Here is a 15,037-nt window from a genome sequence, read left to right as displayed (position 1 = left end):
ATAGGGGATTCACTTCCCCGGCGAGACCGCCAGGCCGGTGTCTACGACGAAGGCACCCGCCGGATCACCGAACGCTGCACCGAAACGGGGCTCCCATGCGCGTGCTCGGAATCAACGCGATCTTCCATGACCCGGCCGCCGCGCTGGTGTCGGACGGTACCGTCGTCGCCGCGGCGGAAGAGGAGCGCTTCAGCCGCCGCAAGCACGGGAAACGCCCGGTTCCGTTCTCCGGATGGGAACTGCCGGAGCAGGCCGCCCGGTGGTGCCTGGAATCCGCCGGGCTCGAACCCGGCGACCTCGACGCCGTCGCCTACTCCTACGACCCCGCTCTTGTGGAGCCCGGTCTCGACGGCCACGACACGCAGTGGGAAAGGCTGCGGACCCTGTACGCGCGGCGCGCGCCGAACTTCCTGGCGACGGCCCTGCCGGGGCTCGACCCCGGGATCGTCCGGTACGTCCCGCACCATGTGGCGCACGCCGCGTCCGCGGCGCTCGCCGCCCCCCGGCCCGGCGACGGGGACGTGCTGGTCCTCGACGGCCGCGGCGAGTCGCACTCGCACCTGGCCGGGACGTACGAGGGCGGCGTCCTGACAGCGCTGCACGCCCAGCGCCTCCCGCACTCGCTGGGCCTCATGTACGAGGACCTCACCGAGCACCTCGGCTTCCTGCGCTCCAGCGACGAGTACAAGGTCATGGCGCTGGCGTCCTACGGCGAGCCGCGCTTCCTGAACGAGCTCCGCGAACACGTGCGCGCGACCGGCGAGGGGGGCTTCGCGGCCGCCCCGATCGACTGGGGCGCCCTCGCGAAGGCCCGCGCGCCGGGCGGCGAATGGACCCGCGACCACGCCGACCTGGCGGCGAGCGTCCAGGCGCGGCTGGAGGAGGTGCTGCTCGACCTCGCGGCATGGCTGCACGGGCGGACCGGTTCCCGCCGCCTCATGCTCGCCGGCGGCGTCGCGCTCAACTGCGTCGCGAACACCCGCCTGGCCGAGGCCGGCCCCTACGAGGACATCTGGGTCCAGCCCGCGGCGGGTGACGCCGGCACGTCGCTCGGCGCCGCCCTCCACATCGCCCGGTCCGGGGGCGACCCGCTCGCGGCGATGCCGGGCCCGGACCTCGGCCGGCACTGGGACGACCGGGAGATCGCCGCCCGGCTCGACACCGCCGGGATCCCCTACGCGCGGCCGGACGACCTCGCCGCCACCGTGGCGGACGCGCTGGCCCGCGACGAGATCGTGGCGTGGTTCCAGGGCCGCTCGGAGTTCGGCCCCCGCGCGCTCGGGCACCGCTCGCTCCTCGCCCACCCCGGGCACGCGGGCAACGTCGAGCGCCTCAACGACGTCAAGGGCCGCGAGCAGTTCCGGCCGATCGCGCCGATGGTCGCGCTCGGGCACGCGGCCGGGATCTTCGAGGGGCCGCTGCCGAGCCCGTACATGCTCTTCGTGCACCGGGTGAGACCGGAGTGGCGCGAGCGGATCCCCGCCGTCGTGCACGTGGACGGCACCGCCCGCATCCAGACGGTCGCCGCGGAGGACGAGCCGCTGGCGCACCGCCTGCTGGAGGAGTTCCGCCGCCGCACCGGCCTGCCCGTCCTGGTGAACACCAGCCTGAACACCGCCGGCCGCCCCATGGTGGACGACCCGCGCGACGCGCTGGAGTGCTTCGGCTCCGCGCCGGTCGACCTGCTCGCCATCGGACCGTTCGTGGTGAGGCGCCGGGAGGTGCACGCCCGATGAACCACACCGTGGTCATCACCGTGGTCATCCCGACCCTCGGCAGGGAGAGCCTGCGGCTGACCCTGCACGCGCTGCTCGCCTCCCCGGAGGGCGGGGCGGGACCCGCGCCGCGCGAGATCATCGTGGTGGACGACCGCCCCGCGCCCGGCGCGCCGCTGCCGCTGCCGCCGTCCGCGGGGCCGGAGATCCGGGTGATCAGGTCCGGGGGCCGCGGGCCCGCCGCCGCGCGCAACGCCGGCTGGCGCGCCGCCACGACGCCGTGGGTCGCCTTCCTGGACGACGACGTCGTGCCCGAACCGGGGTGGCCCGCCAGGCTGGCCGCCGACCTGGCCGCCCTGCCGCCCGAGGCCGCCGGCTCGCAGGGCCGCGTCACCGTCCCGCTGCCGGACGACCGGCCGCCGACCGACTGGGAGCGCAACACCGCGGGGCTCGCGGACGCCGACTGGATCACCGCCGACATGGCCTACCGCCGCCGCGTCCTCGCCGGCCTCGGCGGCTTCGACGAGCGGTTCCGCCGCGCCTACCGGGAGGACGCCGACCTCGCGCTCCGCGCGCTGGACGCCGGCCACGCGCTGGTCCGCGGGGAGCGGCGGGTGACCCACCCGGTCCGTCCGGCCGGGTTCTGGGCGTCGGTGCGGGCCCAGGCCGGGAACGCCGACGACGTCCTCATGTGGCGCGTGCACGGCACGTCGTGGCGTACCAGGGCCGGTGAGGGCCGGGGGCTCCTCCGCCGCCACGTCCTCACCACCGCGGCGGGGCTCGCCGCCTTGGCCGCCGTCCCCGCGGCACCTCGCGCCAGGGGCGGCGCGGCCGTCGCGCTCGCCGCCGGAGCCGCCTGGACGGCGCTGATGGCACGGTTCGCCGCCGAGCGGATCCGGCCGGGCCCGAAGACACCCCGCGAGGTCACGACGATGCTCGTCACCAGCGCCGTGATCCCGCCGGTCGCCGTCCGGCACCGGCTCCGGGGACTCGCCGTCCACCGCCGGGCACGGGTCTGGGGCGGGCCGCGGGCCGTGCTGTTCGACCGCGACGACACCCTGATCAGGGACGTCCCCTACAACGGCGACCCGGCCCGCGTCGAACCGATGCCCGGCGCCCGCCGCGCCCTCGACCGGCTCCGCCGGCACGGCGTGCGGATCGGCGTCGTGTCCAACCAGTCGGGCGTCGCCAAGGGGCGCCTCACGGCCGGTGACGTGCGGCGCGTCAACGCCCGCGTCGAGGAGATCCTCGGCCGCATCGACGTGTGGGAGTTCTGCCCGCACGACGGCGGCGACGGGTGCGGGTGCCGCAAGCCGCGCCCGGGCCTGATCGAGCGCGCGGCCGAGCGGCTCGGCGTGGCGCCCTCCGACTGCGCCGTCATCGGCGACATCGGCGGCGACGTCGAGGCCGCCGCGGCGGCCGGGGCGCGCGGCATCCTCGTCCCGACCGGCCGGACCCGCGCCGCCGAGATCGCGCTGGCGGCCGAGACGGCGCCGACGCTGGACGCCGCCGTCGATCTGGTCCTCGGCGGAAGGCGGCGCCGATGAGGGTCCTCGTCGCACGCCAGGACAACCTAGGCGACGTGCTGCTCGCCGGGCCCGCCGTGCGGGCGGTCGCCGGACGCGCCGACGAGGTCGTGCTGCTGTGCGGGCCGCGCGGGCGCGCCGCCGCCGGCCTGCTGCCCGGCGTCGACCGCGTCATCGAGTGGCGCGCGCCGTGGATCGACCCCGACCACGTCCCCGTCGAGCGGGCCGCGATCGACGGGCTCGTCCGGGACCTGCGGGGGTTCGACCGGGCGCTGATCCTCACCTCCTTCCACCAGTCGCCGCTGCCGCTCGCGCTGCTGCTGCGCCTCGCCGGGACGCCCTGGATCGGCGGCATCAGCGAGGACTACCCGGGCTCGCTGCTCGACCTGCGGCACCGGCCGGACTCCGACGTCCCCGAACCGCTGCGCATGCTCGCGCTCGCCGAGGACGCCGGCTTCCCCTCCCCCGCCGACACCCGGCTGCGCGTCCGGGAGCCGCTGCCCGACACCGGCCACCTCACCGGCGGGCCCGGGTACGTGGTGGTGCATCCGGGCACCTCGGTGCCCGCGCGCGCCTGGCCGCCGGGGCACTGCGCCAAGGCGGTGCGGCTGCTGGCCGGGGCGGGGCACCGGGTGGTCGTGACGGGCCACCGGGACGAGAAGGAGCTGACCGCGCAGGTCGCCGGCGAGGACGGGCTCGACCTCGGCGGGCGCACGAGCCTGCCGGAGCTGGCGTCCGTGCTGGCGGGCGCGCGCGCCGTCGTCGCCGGCAACACCGGCCCGGCGCACCTGGCGGCGGCCGTGGGCACGCCGGTCGTGTCGCTGTTCGCGCCCACGGTGCCGGCGGCGCGGTGGGCGCCGTTCGGCGTCCCGCTGGCGCTGCTCGGCGACCAGCGGGCTCCGTGCCGGGACAGCCGGGCCCGCGAGTGCCCGGTCGACGGGCACCCGTGCCTGGCGTCCGTCGGCGCGGAGGAGGTGGCGGCGGCCGTCGAGGTCGTCGCCAAGGCCCCGCCGGCGGAGGAGGAGGTGCCCGCCCGATGAGAGTCCTGATGTGGCACGTGCACGGCTCGTGGGCGACGTCGTTCGTGCACGGCCCGCAGACCACGCTCGTCCCCGTCACGCCCGACCGCGGACCGGACGGCAAGGGCCGCCCCGACACCTTCCACTGGCCGGACCGCGCGATCGAGGTCCCGCCGGAGCGGCTCCGCGACGAGGACGTCGACGCGGTCGTCCTGCAGCGCCCGCACGAACTGCGGCTCGCCGAGAAGTGGCTCGGGCGCCGCCCGGGAAGGGACGTCCCCGCCGTCTACGTCGAGCACGACACGCCCCGCCGCACCCCGTCCGACATCGGGCTCCCGGAGGAGGTCGTCCCGGACAGCCGGCACTTCCTGCACGACCGCTCCGACATCCCCGTCGTGCACGTCACCCACTTCAACCAGCTGTTCTGGAACTGCGGCCGGGCGCCGACCACGGTCATCGAGCACGGCGTCGTCGACCCCGGCTACCGGTACACCGCCGACATGCCGCGGGCCGGCGCCGTCATCAACGACCCGCTGCGCCGGGGCCGCGTCTGCGGCACCGACCTGCTCGCCGAGCTGGCCGCCGCCGTCCCCCTCGACCTGTTCGGCATGAACGTCGCGGGCGTCCCCGAACGCCTCGGCATCCCGCCCGAGTCGCTCTGGACGTTCGAGGACCTGCCGCAGGCGAGCATGCACGAGGAGCTCGCCCGCCGCCGCGTCTACGTCCACCCCTACCGGTGGACGTCCCTCGGCCTCACCCTGATCGAGGCCATGATGCTCGGCCTGCCCGTGGTGGCGCTCGCCACCACCGAGGCGGTCGAGGCGGTGCCACCCGAGGCCGGGGTGCTGTCCACGCGCGTCGCCGCCCTGGCGGACGCGGCGCGGGCCCTGGCCTCCGACCCGCCGCACGCGCGCCAGATGGGCAAGGAGGCGCGGGCCTTCGCCGTCGACCGGTACGGCCTGCCGCGCTTCCTGCGGGACTGGCGGCGAACTCTCCAGGAGGTAACGCGATGAGGATTGCCATGATCTCCGAGCACGCCAGCCCGCTCGCCGCCGACGGCGGCCTCGGCGGGGCCGACGGCGGCGGGCAGAACGTGTTCGTCGCGGAACTGGCCACCGAGCTCGGCCGCCAAGGGCACGACGTCACCGTCTACACCCGGCGGGACTCCCGCGACCTGCCCGAGCGGGTGCGGCTCGCGCCCGGCGCGACCGTCGAGCACGTGCCGGCGGGCCCGCCCGAGCACGTCGCCAAGGACGACCTGCTCCCCTGGATGCGCGACTTCGGGACGTACCTGGAGCGGCGCTGGGCGGCGGACCCGCCGGACGTCGCGCACGCCCATTTCTGGATGAGCGGCCTCGCCGCGATCCAGGCCGCGCAGCCGGCCGGGGCGCGGCGCGTTCCGGTGGTGCAGACCTACCACGCGCTCGGCACGGTCAAGCGCCGCCACCAGGGCGGCGGGGACACCAGCCCCGCCTCGCGCATCCGGCTGGAGCGCGCGATCGGGCGCGGCGCCGACTCCGTCATCGCGACCTGCTCGGACGAGGTCGCCGAGCTGGCGGCGATGGGCGTGCCCCGCGACCGCGTCCGGGTGGTGCCGTGCGGGGTCGACCTGGACCTGTTCACCCCCGAGGGCCCCGCGTCCGGCGAGGGCGGGCGGCACCGGCTGGTGGTGCTGTCGCGGCTCGTCGAGCGCAAGGGCGTCGACACGGCGATCCGCGCGCTGGCGCATCTCCCGGACGCCGTGCTCACGATCGCCGGCGGCCCGCCGCACGGTGAGCTGAACCGCGACCCGGAGGTGCGCAGGCTGCGGAAGGTGGCGCGGAACGCGGGCGTCTCCTCGCGGGTGGAGTTCCTCGGCAGGCTCGGCCGCGACGCGGTCCCGCCGCTGCTGCGGTCGGCGAGCCTCGTGGTCACGCTGCCCTGGTACGAGCCGTTCGGCATGGTGCCGCTGGAGGCCATGGCCTGCGGCGTCCCGGTGGTGGCGAGCGCCGTCGGCGGCCACCTCGACACCGTCGCCGACGGTGTCACCGGGGCCCTCGTCCCGCCGCGCGACCCGGAAGGGGCCGCCGCCGCGATCCGGGCCCTGCTGGACGACCCGGCGGCGCGCGCCGCGATGGGGTTCGCGAGCGCCGGCCGGGCGCGCGAGCGGTACTCGTGGGCGCGCGTGGCCGCCGGCACGGCCGAGGTGTACCAGCGCGCCGCCGCCCTGAGCGGGGTGGCCGCCTGATGACCGCCGAGCCAAGCCTTCCGACCCGCGCGTCCACCGTCCACGACCGGCGGCTGGAGGCGCTCGCCGAGGCGGCGCTGCTGTTCCGCGAGCGGGTCCCCGCGATCGAGGCCTGGGGGCGCCGGCTGGCCCTCGTGCTGCGCGCCGGCGGGCGGCTGCTGGCCTGCGGCAACGGCGGCAGCGCCGCCGAGGCGCAGCACCTGACCGCCGAGCTCGTCGGCCGCTTTGAGAACGAGCGGTGCCCGCTGTCGGCGATCGCGCTGCACGCCGACACCTCCTCGTTCACCGCGATCGGCAACGACTACGGTCCGGCCAGCGTGTTCGAGCGGCAGGTACGGGCGCACGGCCGTCCCGGCGACGTACTGGTGTGCCTGTCGACCAGCGGGCGCAGCCCGAACGTGGTCGCGGCGGCGCGCCGGGCCCGGCTGCTCGGGATGACCGCGTGGGCGCTCACCGGGCCGGGCCCGAACCCGCTCGCCGAGGCCTGCGACGACGCGGTCACCGTGCGGACCACCGCCGCCTCGACCGTCCAGGAGGTCCACCTCGCCGCGATCCACCTGCTGTGCGGGGTGCTCGACGAGGCCCTCGGGGCGACCCCGTGACCGCGCCGCTGGTGGTGGTCGGCGACGTCCTGCTGGACGTCGACATCGTCGGCAGCAGCAGCCGGCTGTGCCCGGACGCGCCGGTCCCCGTCGTCGAGCAGGCGGAGGAGCGCCCCCGCCCCGGCGGGGCGGGCCTCGCGGCGCTGCTGGCGGCGGCCGGGGGGCGGGAGGTGGTGCTGGTCACCGCGCTCGCCGACGACGAGCCGGGCCGGCGGCTGCGCGCGATGCTGGAGGACCACGTGGAGGTCGCCGCGTTCCACCTGCACGGCGGCACGCCCTGCAAGCTGCGCATCCGGTCCGGAGGCCAGTCGGTGGCGCGCCTGGACGCCGGGGAAGGGCAGGCCCTCGACGGGCCCGTCGGTCCGCGCGTCACCGACGCGATCGCGGGGGCCGGCGCCGTGCTGGTCGCCGACTACGGCCGCGGCGTCGCCCGGCACCGGGCCGTCCGGTCCCTGCTGGAGGAACTGCCCGGCGGCGTCCCCATCGTGTGGGACCCGCATCCGCGCGGCGAGCCGCCGGTGCCGGGCACCCGGCTGCTCACCCCGAACGAGCAGGAGGCTGCGCGGCTCGCCGCCGCGGACGGCGCCGACATCACCGGCTCCGGGCTGTCGGCCGCCGGGCGGCGCGGCCGCTACCTCGGCCGCTCCCGGCGCATCGAGGGCGTCGCGGTCACGCTCGGCCCCGCGGGCGCCCTGCTGTGCGACGGGTCGGAGGCGCCGTTCCTCGCCCCCGCCCGGCCGGCGCGGGGCGACACCTGCGGGGCCGGCGACAGCTTCGCGGCCGGGACCGCCGGGGCGCTCGCCGACGGCGCGGGCCTGGCCGCCGCCGTCACCGAGGGTGTCCGCCAGGCCTCGGAGTTCGTCCGGGCCGGTGCCGCCGCGGCCGTCGCGGCGCAGCTCGCCGAGTCCGGCACCGCCCGGCTCGTGCCCGAGCGGGGCGAGGACGCGTGGGACGTCGTCGAGCGGACGCGGCGGGCGGGCGGCACGGTCGTGGCGACCGGCGGCTGCTTCGACCTGCTGCACGCGGGCCACGTCAGCCTGCTGCAGCAGGCAAGGCGGCTCGGCGACTGCCTGATCGTCTGCGTCAACTCCGACGCGTCCGTGCGGCGCCGCAAGGGGCCCTCGCGCCCGGTCACGCCCGCCGCCGACCGCGTCCGGGTGCTGGAGGCGCTCAGCGACGTCGACGCCGCGGTGGTGTTCGACGACGACACGCCCTCGACGCTGCTGGAGCGGCTGCGCCCCGACGTGTGGGTCAAGGGCGCCGACTACGCCGGGACGACCCTGCCCGAGGCGGAGACCGTCCGGGCCCACGACGGCGAGGTGGTCCTGCTGCCTCTGCTGGAAGGGCGCTCCACCACGCGCCTGCTGTCCACGACGAAGGGAAACGCGTCATGAACGTCCTCATCACCGGCGGCGCCTCCGGACTCGGCGCGGCCGTCGCGCGCAGGGTCGCCGAAGACGGCGGGCGGCCCCTCGTCCTCGACCGGCACCCGCCGAAGGACGACGTCGAGCACATGCAGGCCGACCTCGCCGACCGCCGCTGCGCGGAACGCGCCGTGCACGGCCTGGCGCGCGCCGCGGGCGGGCTGAACGCCGTCGTCACCGCCGCCGGGATCGACGCGTGCGGGACGCTCTGCGACGTCCCGGCCGAGGACTGGGAACGGGTCGTCCAGGTGAACCTGCTGGGCACCGCCGCCGTCGTCCGGGCCGCGCTCCCCTACCTGGAGAACGAGCCGCACGGGCGGGTCGTCACCGTCGCGTCGACGCTCGGGTTCCGGGCGGTGAGCGACGCCACCGCGTACTGCGCGTCCAAGTTCGGCGTCGTCGGGTTCACCCGGGCGCTCGCCGCCGAGATGGCCGGCCGGGTCGCCGTGACCATGGTCGTGCCCGGCGGCATGGACACCGCGTTCTTCGACGGCCGCGCCGACCGGTACAGGCCGGGACCGGACGCCAGGCTGAACCGCCCGGAGGACGTCGCGGCGACCGTCGCGTTCGCGCTCTCCCAGCCGGCCGGCTGCGAGGTGCGCGAGCTGGTCGTGTGCCCCTCCGAAGAGCCGTCGTGGCCGTAGAAGGCCTCGGCGCCGCCGACCGGGCGCTCGTGCTGCGGGCGCTCGGCCTCGGCGACCTGCTCACCGCCGTGCCCGCGCTGCGGGCGCTGCGGCGCGGGATGCCGCGGGCGCGGATCGCGCTCGCCGCGCCGGCCGCGCTCGCGCCGCTCGCCCGCGCCACCGGCGCGGTCGACGGCGTCCTGCCCGCGTCCGGCCTGGACGCCCCGCCGCGGCCCGCCGGCCCCGTGGACGTGGCGGTCAACCTGCACGGCAGCGGCCCGCGGAGCCACCGGCTCCTCGCGGGCCTCTCCCCGGGCCGGCTGCTGGCGTTCGCCTGCCGCCCGTCCCACCCCGGCGGTCCGGAATGGGACCCCGCCGAGCACGAGGTGGACCGCTGGTGCCGGCTCGTCGCGGCGTACGGGTTCGACGCCGACCCCGGCGACCTGGACCTGCCGGTCCCCGCCGTGCCGTCGCCCGCGCCGGGCGCCGCCGTCGTCCATCCGGGCGCGGCGTTCCCGGCGCGCCGCTGGCCCGCCGAGCGGTTCGCCGCGGTGGCGGCGGCGCTGCGGGACGGAGGGGAGCGCGTCGTCGTCACCGGCGGGCCCGGCGAGGCGCACCTCGCCCGCCGCGTCGTCCGGCTCGCCGGGCTGGACGGGGCCGCCGACCTCGCCGGCCGCACGCCACTGCCGGAGCTGGCCGCGCTCGTCGCGGGCGCCCGGCTGGTGGTCTGCGGCGACACCGGCGTCGCGCACCTCGCGACCGCGTTCCGCACGCCGTCGGTGCTGCTGTTCGGCCCGACGCCGCCCGGCCGGTGGGGACCGCCCGACCGCGCCGAGCACCACGTCCTGTGGACGGGGCGCCGCGGCGACCCGCACGGGCGCGAGCCCTGTCCCGGCCTGCTGGAGATACCCGCGGACAGGGTCGTCGAGGCCGCCGGGGAAGCCCTCGCCCACCAGAACCGATGAAGGGGACATGATGAGACATCCACGCGCCGTCGTCACCGGAGGATCCGGCTTCCTCGGCTCCCATCTGTGCGAGGCGCTGCTCGCCCGGGGCATCTCGGTGGTGTGCCTGGACAACCTGCTGACCGGGACGTCGCGCAACATCGCGCACCTGGCCGGGCGGCGGGACTTCCGGTTCCTGCGGCGCGACCTCACCGAGCCGGTGACCGTCCCGGGCGAGGTCGGCTACGTGTTCCACCTGGCGTCGGCGGCTTCCCCGGCCGACTACCTGCGGTACCCGATCCAGACGCTGGAGGTCGGCAGCCAGGGCACCCGCAACGCGCTGAACCTCGCCGAGGCCAAGGGCGCCCGGTTCGTCCTCGCCTCCACCTCCGAGGTGTACGGGGACCCGCTGGTGCACCCCCAGCCCGAGTCGTACTGGGGCAACGTGAACCCCGTCGGGCCTCGCAGCGTCTACGACGAGGCCAAGCGGTTCGGCGAGGCGCTGACGTCGGCGTTCCGGCACTCCCGCGGCCTGGACACCGCGATCGTGCGGATCTTCAACAGCTACGGCCCGCGGATGCGCCCCGACGACGGCCGCGCCATCCCGACCTTCCTGCGGCAGGCGCTGACCGGCGAGGACCTCACCGTCACCGGGGACGGCTCGCAGACCCGCTCCATCTGCCACGTCGACGACACCGTCCGCGGCATCCTCGCGCTCGCCGCGTCCGGGCACCCGGGACCGGTCAACGTCGGCAGCCCGTACGAGGTGTCCATGGCCGAGCTGGCGCGGCTGATCATCGAGCTGACCGGCTCGCCGTCCGGCATCCGCTTCGTGGACCGCCCGCAGGACGACCCGCGCGTCCGGCGGCCCGACACCTCGCTGGCCGAGCAGGTGCTGGGCTGGCGTCCGCGTCTCACGATCGAGGAGGGCCTGCGCGCCACGATCGAGTGGTTCACCCGGGAACTGCCCGTCGCCAAGCCCGCCTGATCAGTCGGAGCCTCCCGCGGGCAGCAGGTCGCGGATGTCGGGGGGAAGGGCGTGGCGCACCTTGGCGGTGATGGAGCCCTGGGTGGCGTCGTCCACCACCCCGAGGACGCTGCGCGCGAGGAACGCGGCCTTCGCCTCGTCGGTGCCCGCCCTGATCGCGACGCGCTCGATGAACCCGTGCCTGTCGAACCGCTCCCCGGAGCCCGCCCCGCCGTAGACCTCCGTGCGGCGGAGGTGCTCGCCGATCTCGTGCGGCAGCTGCGCGGCGAGGTTGTCGGCGAGCCCCTCCGGCACCCGCTCGCCGAGCGTCTCCAGCGTCGCGCGGGACGCCCGCTCGGCCTCGCCCCATCCCCCGAGCCGCGCCCGGTCCTGGACCTGTCCGATGAACTCTTCGTGCCGCATGTCGGACGCTCCTCTCTACGTGTGAAATGCAGAGGCTGCCCGAATCGTCCGGCGGCTAACGCGCGCCGAGGACGTCCAGCAGCTCGCCGATCACCGACCCGTCCGGCGGCAGCGCGGGGGCCCGCCCGGCCCCTTCGGCCGACAGGCACCAGTCCCACCAGCGGTCCAGCTCCCGCACGTCCAAGAGGCGCCCGTCCGGCGCCGGAGCGGGCACGGTCAGGACGGCGGGCCACGACCACGCCCGCGCTTGGGCCGCCACCTTGGCGCCGCCGGCGACCGGGTCGACGGCCAGCGCGGGGACACCGTTCTTCAGCGCGAGGACGAGGCCGTGCAGCCGCGTCGTGACCACCACGTCCAGCCGGCGCAGCACCGATTCGAGCTCGGCCGCCGTCGTGAACAGGCGCCAGTCGCGCGGATCCAGCCGGGTGTCCAGCGGGAGCCGCGCGCACCCGCGCGACGCGAGCCACTCCGTCAGCTCGTGCTCGACCTGCCCGTGGCGCCGGCGCCGCCCGTACTCGGACTGGCCGGGTGCGAGGACGACACCGGCCACGGGCACCGACGGCGTCGCGGGCAGCGCCGCGAGGTCGTGCCGCGGCGCCTCGACGGGGGTGTCCCGCGCGAGGACGGCGTCGAAGCCCGTGACCGCCGGGTCGCGCGGCTCGATCACCGACACGCCGACGGCGACCCGCGTGCACTGCGCGTAACGGCGGTGCAGGTCCTCGATCTGGCCGCCGTGCAGCGGACCGCAGGCGAACACCAGATGCGTGTAGGACGCCGGATCGGCGTGGTCGAGGTCGAGACCGCCCGGACGGAAGACCGGGCTCCACGCCAGGTCGCAGTCGACCCCCGCCCCGGCGAGCGCCGCCCGCACCGCCTCCATCGCCAGCACGTCGCCCGCCGTCGCCTCACCGTGCAGGAAGCTCGGCCATCCCGTCACCAGCACGCGCATCGCCCAGCCGCCTTCCGCCGTCTCCCCCGGCTGCTACCCGGTGGCGTCCGGCCCATGTGCCGCGCACCGCCGGGACGGGAGGGCGCCTCCCCGCACGGTGACAGTTGAGACACCTACCGGTTTACCGACCGGCGCGAAGGGGGAGAGTGACCTCGCGGCCCACTCGCGAGCTCGGAGCCATGTGCCCCCAGCTGCGAGCCTGGGCCGCACCAGGCGTTTCAGCCCGCGATCGACCGGGCGATCATCATTCCGCCGTAGGCGGCGGCGAGCCCCGCCGCGATGGAGGCCGCCGCGTTGAGGACGGCGTACGAGCGCGCCCCGTCCTCGGCGAGGCGCAGCGTCTCGTACCCGAAGGTGGAGTACGTGCTCAGGGCGCCGCAGAAGCCCGTCCCGGCGAAGGCCAGCACGCCGTCGCCGGCCGGCAGGGCGGCGAGGAGGCCGAGCAGGAACGACCCCGCGACGTTGACGGTGAACGTCCCCCACGGGAACACCGAGCCGTGCCGGGCCTGGACGGCGCGGTCGGCCAGGTAGCGCAGCGGGGCCCCGAGCGCGGCGCCCAGCGCGACGAGCAGGACGGTCACGCGCCCCTCCCCGCCCCGATCACCCGCCGTGCCGCCAGGCGGGTCAGGCGGACGCCCGCGAGGACGGCCGCGAGCGCGGCCAGGAGCGTCCCGGCGAGGTACGCCAGGCCCACCAGCGGCGCGCCGGCGGTCACCGCGTCCTGGATGTCGACGACATAGGTCGAGAACGTGGTGAAGCCTCCGAGCACCCCGACACCGAAGAAGGGCCGCACCAGCGGGTGCGCCCGTCCCGTCTCGGTGACGAGCACCATCAGCGCCCCGATCAGGAGGCACCCCAACACGTTCACCCAGAGGACGACCCACGGGAAGCCGCCCGGCCGGTACGGGAACGCGTCGCTCAGCCCGAACCTTGCGAGCGCCCCCAGTACCCCGCCGGCGGAGATCGCCGCGAGCGTCCGCCAGGGCGCCTCGCGCACCTCGCGGCGCTGTGCGGGGTCATGAAGATCCACGTCGGGGTCGACGGGACGTCCGGGCACGGACACGGGCCCACTCCTACCAGTAGCGACGACATCACCGGTAGGGACCGTCGGCGGATCGCTCCGCGGTTCACCCGGTTCAGGCGCGGCGGGCCCCACCGCCGCCGTCCGGTCGCCCGGACCCCTCGCAGCCTACCCGCGGCCCGCCGCGTACCGGGACTCGATGAACCTCTTGAAGCGCTGCAGGTCCCCCTTCACCCGCCGGCCGAGGGGACCGGGCCCGTCGCCGGTCCGCCCGGCGAAGCCCGCCGGGTCGATCTCCAGCTGGACGGTGACGCGGGTGGTCGTCTCGTCCAGGCGGCGGAAGGTCACCACGCCGGCGTGCGTCGGGCCGTCCAGGGACGTCCAGGCGACGCGCCCGTCGGGCAGCAGCTCGGTGATCCGGGCGGTGAACTCGCGCGTCACGCCGGCGATCCGGACGGTCCAGCGCAGCGTGCCGTCGGCGAGCCGCCTGATCTCCTCGACGTCCTTCATGAACTGCGGGAACGTCTCGAAGCGCGTCCACTGGTCGTAGGCGGCGCGGATCGGCACGGTGACGTTGACCGACTCGCTGATCGTGCTCACGGCCCACCTCCTGCCCCTTCCCGACGGGTACCCGTGCAGGCCCCGTTCATCCGGCGTCCCAGGTGGAGCGGGCCGTCCGTGTGAGGCGCCGATCGTCGGGTAGGGCGACCGCACCGAGCGATCGCCCCCTGCCCTCGCCCGCCTCCGTACAGGAAGGCATCCGCATGACGTCGGCGCAGTCCGCCCACCGGTTCGATGACGGACAGACAGAACTCCTCCTCGCGGAGATGAACCGGCTCCCGGAGGACGATCCCCGGCGGGAACGCCTGCGGGAGCGCATCGTCAGCGTCCACGAGCCCCTGATCCGCGGGGTGGCGCGCCGGTACGCCAACCGCGGGGAGCCCCTGGACGATCTCCAGCAGGTCGCCTATCTGGGCCTGGTCAAGGCCATCAACCGATTCGACCCGGGAATCGGCGACCGGTTCATCACCTACGCCTACCCCGTCGTGACCGGGGAGGTGAAACGGCACTTCCGCGACAAGACGTGGGGCATCCGCGTGACGCGCCGCATCCAGGAGCTGCGGCCGGTCCTGCAGCGCACGGTCCAGGAGTTCACCCGCGAGCACGGCCGGTCCCCGACGACCGCCGAGATCTCCGGCCGCATGGACATCACCGAGGAGGAGACCACCGAGGTCCTCATCGCCTGCGACGCCTACCGGCCGCTGTCCCTGGAGGCGCCGGCCGACGGGTCGCAGAGCGGCGACAACGGCACCGTCGGCGAGTACCTCGGATCGGACGACCCGGCCCTGGCCTCCTTCATCGACGGCCACGCCCTCCGCCCGCTGATCGACGAGCTGCCCGAGCGGGAGCGCACGATCCTGCTCCTCCGGTTCTTCGGCAACAAGACCCAGACGCAGATCGCCGACCAGATCGGCCTGTCCCAGATGCACGTCTCGCGGCTGCTCCGCGCCACCCTGGACCGGCTCCGCACGGGCCTGCTGGCGGAGTCGTGACCTCGTCGGCCGGCGGAACGGCTCCTCTGGCCGGCACCGCCCGC

Annotated in this window: 16 protein-coding genes; 11 read left to right on the top strand and 5 right to left on the bottom strand. The window is 76.2% G+C overall.

Annotated features, from left to right (window positions below; genetic code table 11):
* The first annotated feature begins 95 nt into the window (after positions 1-95).
* The 10 genes from BM339_RS19805 to BM339_RS19760 are packed head-to-tail and all read left to right on the top strand — an operon-like array spanning position 96 to position 11,068.
* Complete coding sequence (locus BM339_RS19805; RefSeq protein WP_075021785.1) at positions 96-1,736, top strand: carbamoyltransferase family protein; 1,641 nt, start codon at positions 96-98, stop codon at positions 1,734-1,736.
* Positions 1,733-3,262 carry an HAD-IIIA family hydrolase gene (locus BM339_RS19800; RefSeq protein ID WP_075021784.1) on the top strand — a complete coding sequence of 510 codons (1,530 nt, stop codon included), beginning with the start codon at positions 1,733-1,735 and terminating at the stop codon, positions 3,260-3,262. Before BM339_RS19805 ends, BM339_RS19800 begins: the two co-directional genes overlap by 4 nt.
* Entirely contained in the window at positions 3,259-4,281 is a 1,023-nt protein-coding gene (locus tag BM339_RS19795) for a glycosyltransferase family 9 protein (RefSeq protein WP_075021783.1), read from the top strand. The genes BM339_RS19800 and BM339_RS19795 overlap by 4 nt, the downstream gene beginning before the upstream one ends.
* On the top strand, positions 4,278-5,273 hold the full coding sequence (locus BM339_RS19790) for a glycosyltransferase (RefSeq protein WP_075021782.1): 996 nt from the start codon (positions 4,278-4,280) through the stop codon (positions 5,271-5,273). The genes BM339_RS19795 and BM339_RS19790 overlap by 4 nt, the downstream gene beginning before the upstream one ends.
* Positions 5,270-6,487, top strand: a complete 1,218-nt coding sequence (locus BM339_RS19785; protein ID WP_075021781.1) for a glycosyltransferase — start codon at positions 5,270-5,272, stop codon at positions 6,485-6,487. The genes BM339_RS19790 and BM339_RS19785 overlap by 4 nt, the downstream gene beginning before the upstream one ends.
* Positions 6,487-7,089, top strand: a complete 603-nt coding sequence (locus BM339_RS19780; RefSeq protein ID WP_083597760.1) for a D-sedoheptulose-7-phosphate isomerase — start codon at positions 6,487-6,489, stop codon at positions 7,087-7,089. Before BM339_RS19785 ends, BM339_RS19780 begins: the two co-directional genes overlap by 1 nt.
* Positions 7,086-8,483: a D-glycero-beta-D-manno-heptose 1-phosphate adenylyltransferase gene (gene rfaE2 / locus BM339_RS19775; protein WP_075021780.1), complete on the top strand. Its 1,398-nt coding sequence runs from the start codon at positions 7,086-7,088 to the stop codon at positions 8,481-8,483. The genes BM339_RS19780 and rfaE2 overlap by 4 nt, the downstream gene beginning before the upstream one ends.
* Positions 8,480-9,157: an SDR family oxidoreductase gene (locus BM339_RS19770; protein WP_075021779.1), complete on the top strand. Its 678-nt coding sequence runs from the start codon at positions 8,480-8,482 to the stop codon at positions 9,155-9,157. The genes rfaE2 and BM339_RS19770 overlap by 4 nt, the downstream gene beginning before the upstream one ends.
* Positions 9,148-10,101, top strand: coding sequence for a glycosyltransferase family 9 protein (locus tag BM339_RS19765; protein ID WP_075021778.1), 954 nt, complete (start codon positions 9,148-9,150; stop codon positions 10,099-10,101). Before BM339_RS19770 ends, BM339_RS19765 begins: the two co-directional genes overlap by 10 nt.
* A gap of 10 nt (positions 10,102-10,111) precedes the next feature.
* Positions 10,112-11,068, top strand: coding sequence for an NAD-dependent epimerase/dehydratase family protein (locus BM339_RS19760; protein WP_218163696.1), 957 nt, complete (start codon positions 10,112-10,114; stop codon positions 11,066-11,068).
* Here the strand turns inward: BM339_RS19760 and BM339_RS19755 are convergent, their stop codons facing one another.
* The 5 genes from BM339_RS19755 to BM339_RS19735 form a co-directional block, all read right to left on the bottom strand.
* The gene (locus BM339_RS19755; RefSeq protein WP_021599440.1) at positions 11,069-11,470 is read right to left on the bottom strand and encodes a DUF2267 domain-containing protein; all 402 of its coding nucleotides are present in this window, start codon (positions 11,468-11,470) and stop codon (positions 11,069-11,071) included.
* 55 nt (positions 11,471-11,525) lie between these two features.
* Complete coding sequence (locus tag BM339_RS19750) at positions 11,526-12,419, bottom strand: polysaccharide pyruvyl transferase family protein (RefSeq protein ID WP_075021776.1); 894 nt, start codon at positions 12,417-12,419, stop codon at positions 11,526-11,528.
* Between the two features lie 218 nt (positions 12,420-12,637).
* Entirely contained in the window at positions 12,638-13,000 is a 363-nt protein-coding gene (locus tag BM339_RS19745) for a fluoride efflux transporter FluC (RefSeq protein ID WP_075021775.1), read from the bottom strand.
* Complete coding sequence (locus BM339_RS19740; protein WP_083597759.1) at positions 12,997-13,482, bottom strand: fluoride efflux transporter FluC; 486 nt, start codon at positions 13,480-13,482, stop codon at positions 12,997-12,999. The genes BM339_RS19745 and BM339_RS19740 overlap by 4 nt, the downstream gene beginning before the upstream one ends.
* Positions 13,483-13,608: 126 nt before the next feature.
* Complete coding sequence (locus BM339_RS19735; protein ID WP_021599444.1) at positions 13,609-14,040, bottom strand: SRPBCC family protein; 432 nt, start codon at positions 14,038-14,040, stop codon at positions 13,609-13,611.
* A gap of 164 nt (positions 14,041-14,204) precedes the next feature.
* On the opposite strand from BM339_RS19735, the gene BM339_RS19730 reads away from it, so the two are divergent.
* The gene (locus BM339_RS19730) at positions 14,205-14,993 is read left to right on the top strand and encodes a SigB/SigF/SigG family RNA polymerase sigma factor (protein ID WP_083597758.1); all 789 of its coding nucleotides are present in this window, start codon (positions 14,205-14,207) and stop codon (positions 14,991-14,993) included.
* The last annotated feature ends 44 nt before the right edge of the window (positions 14,994-15,037 follow it).

The sequence above is a fragment of the Actinomadura madurae genome (assembly GCF_900115095.1).
GTDB classification, from domain to species: Bacteria; Actinomycetota; Actinomycetes; order Streptosporangiales; family Streptosporangiaceae; genus Spirillospora; species Spirillospora madurae.
This window is presented reverse-complemented; position numbering and strand designations above follow the sequence as displayed.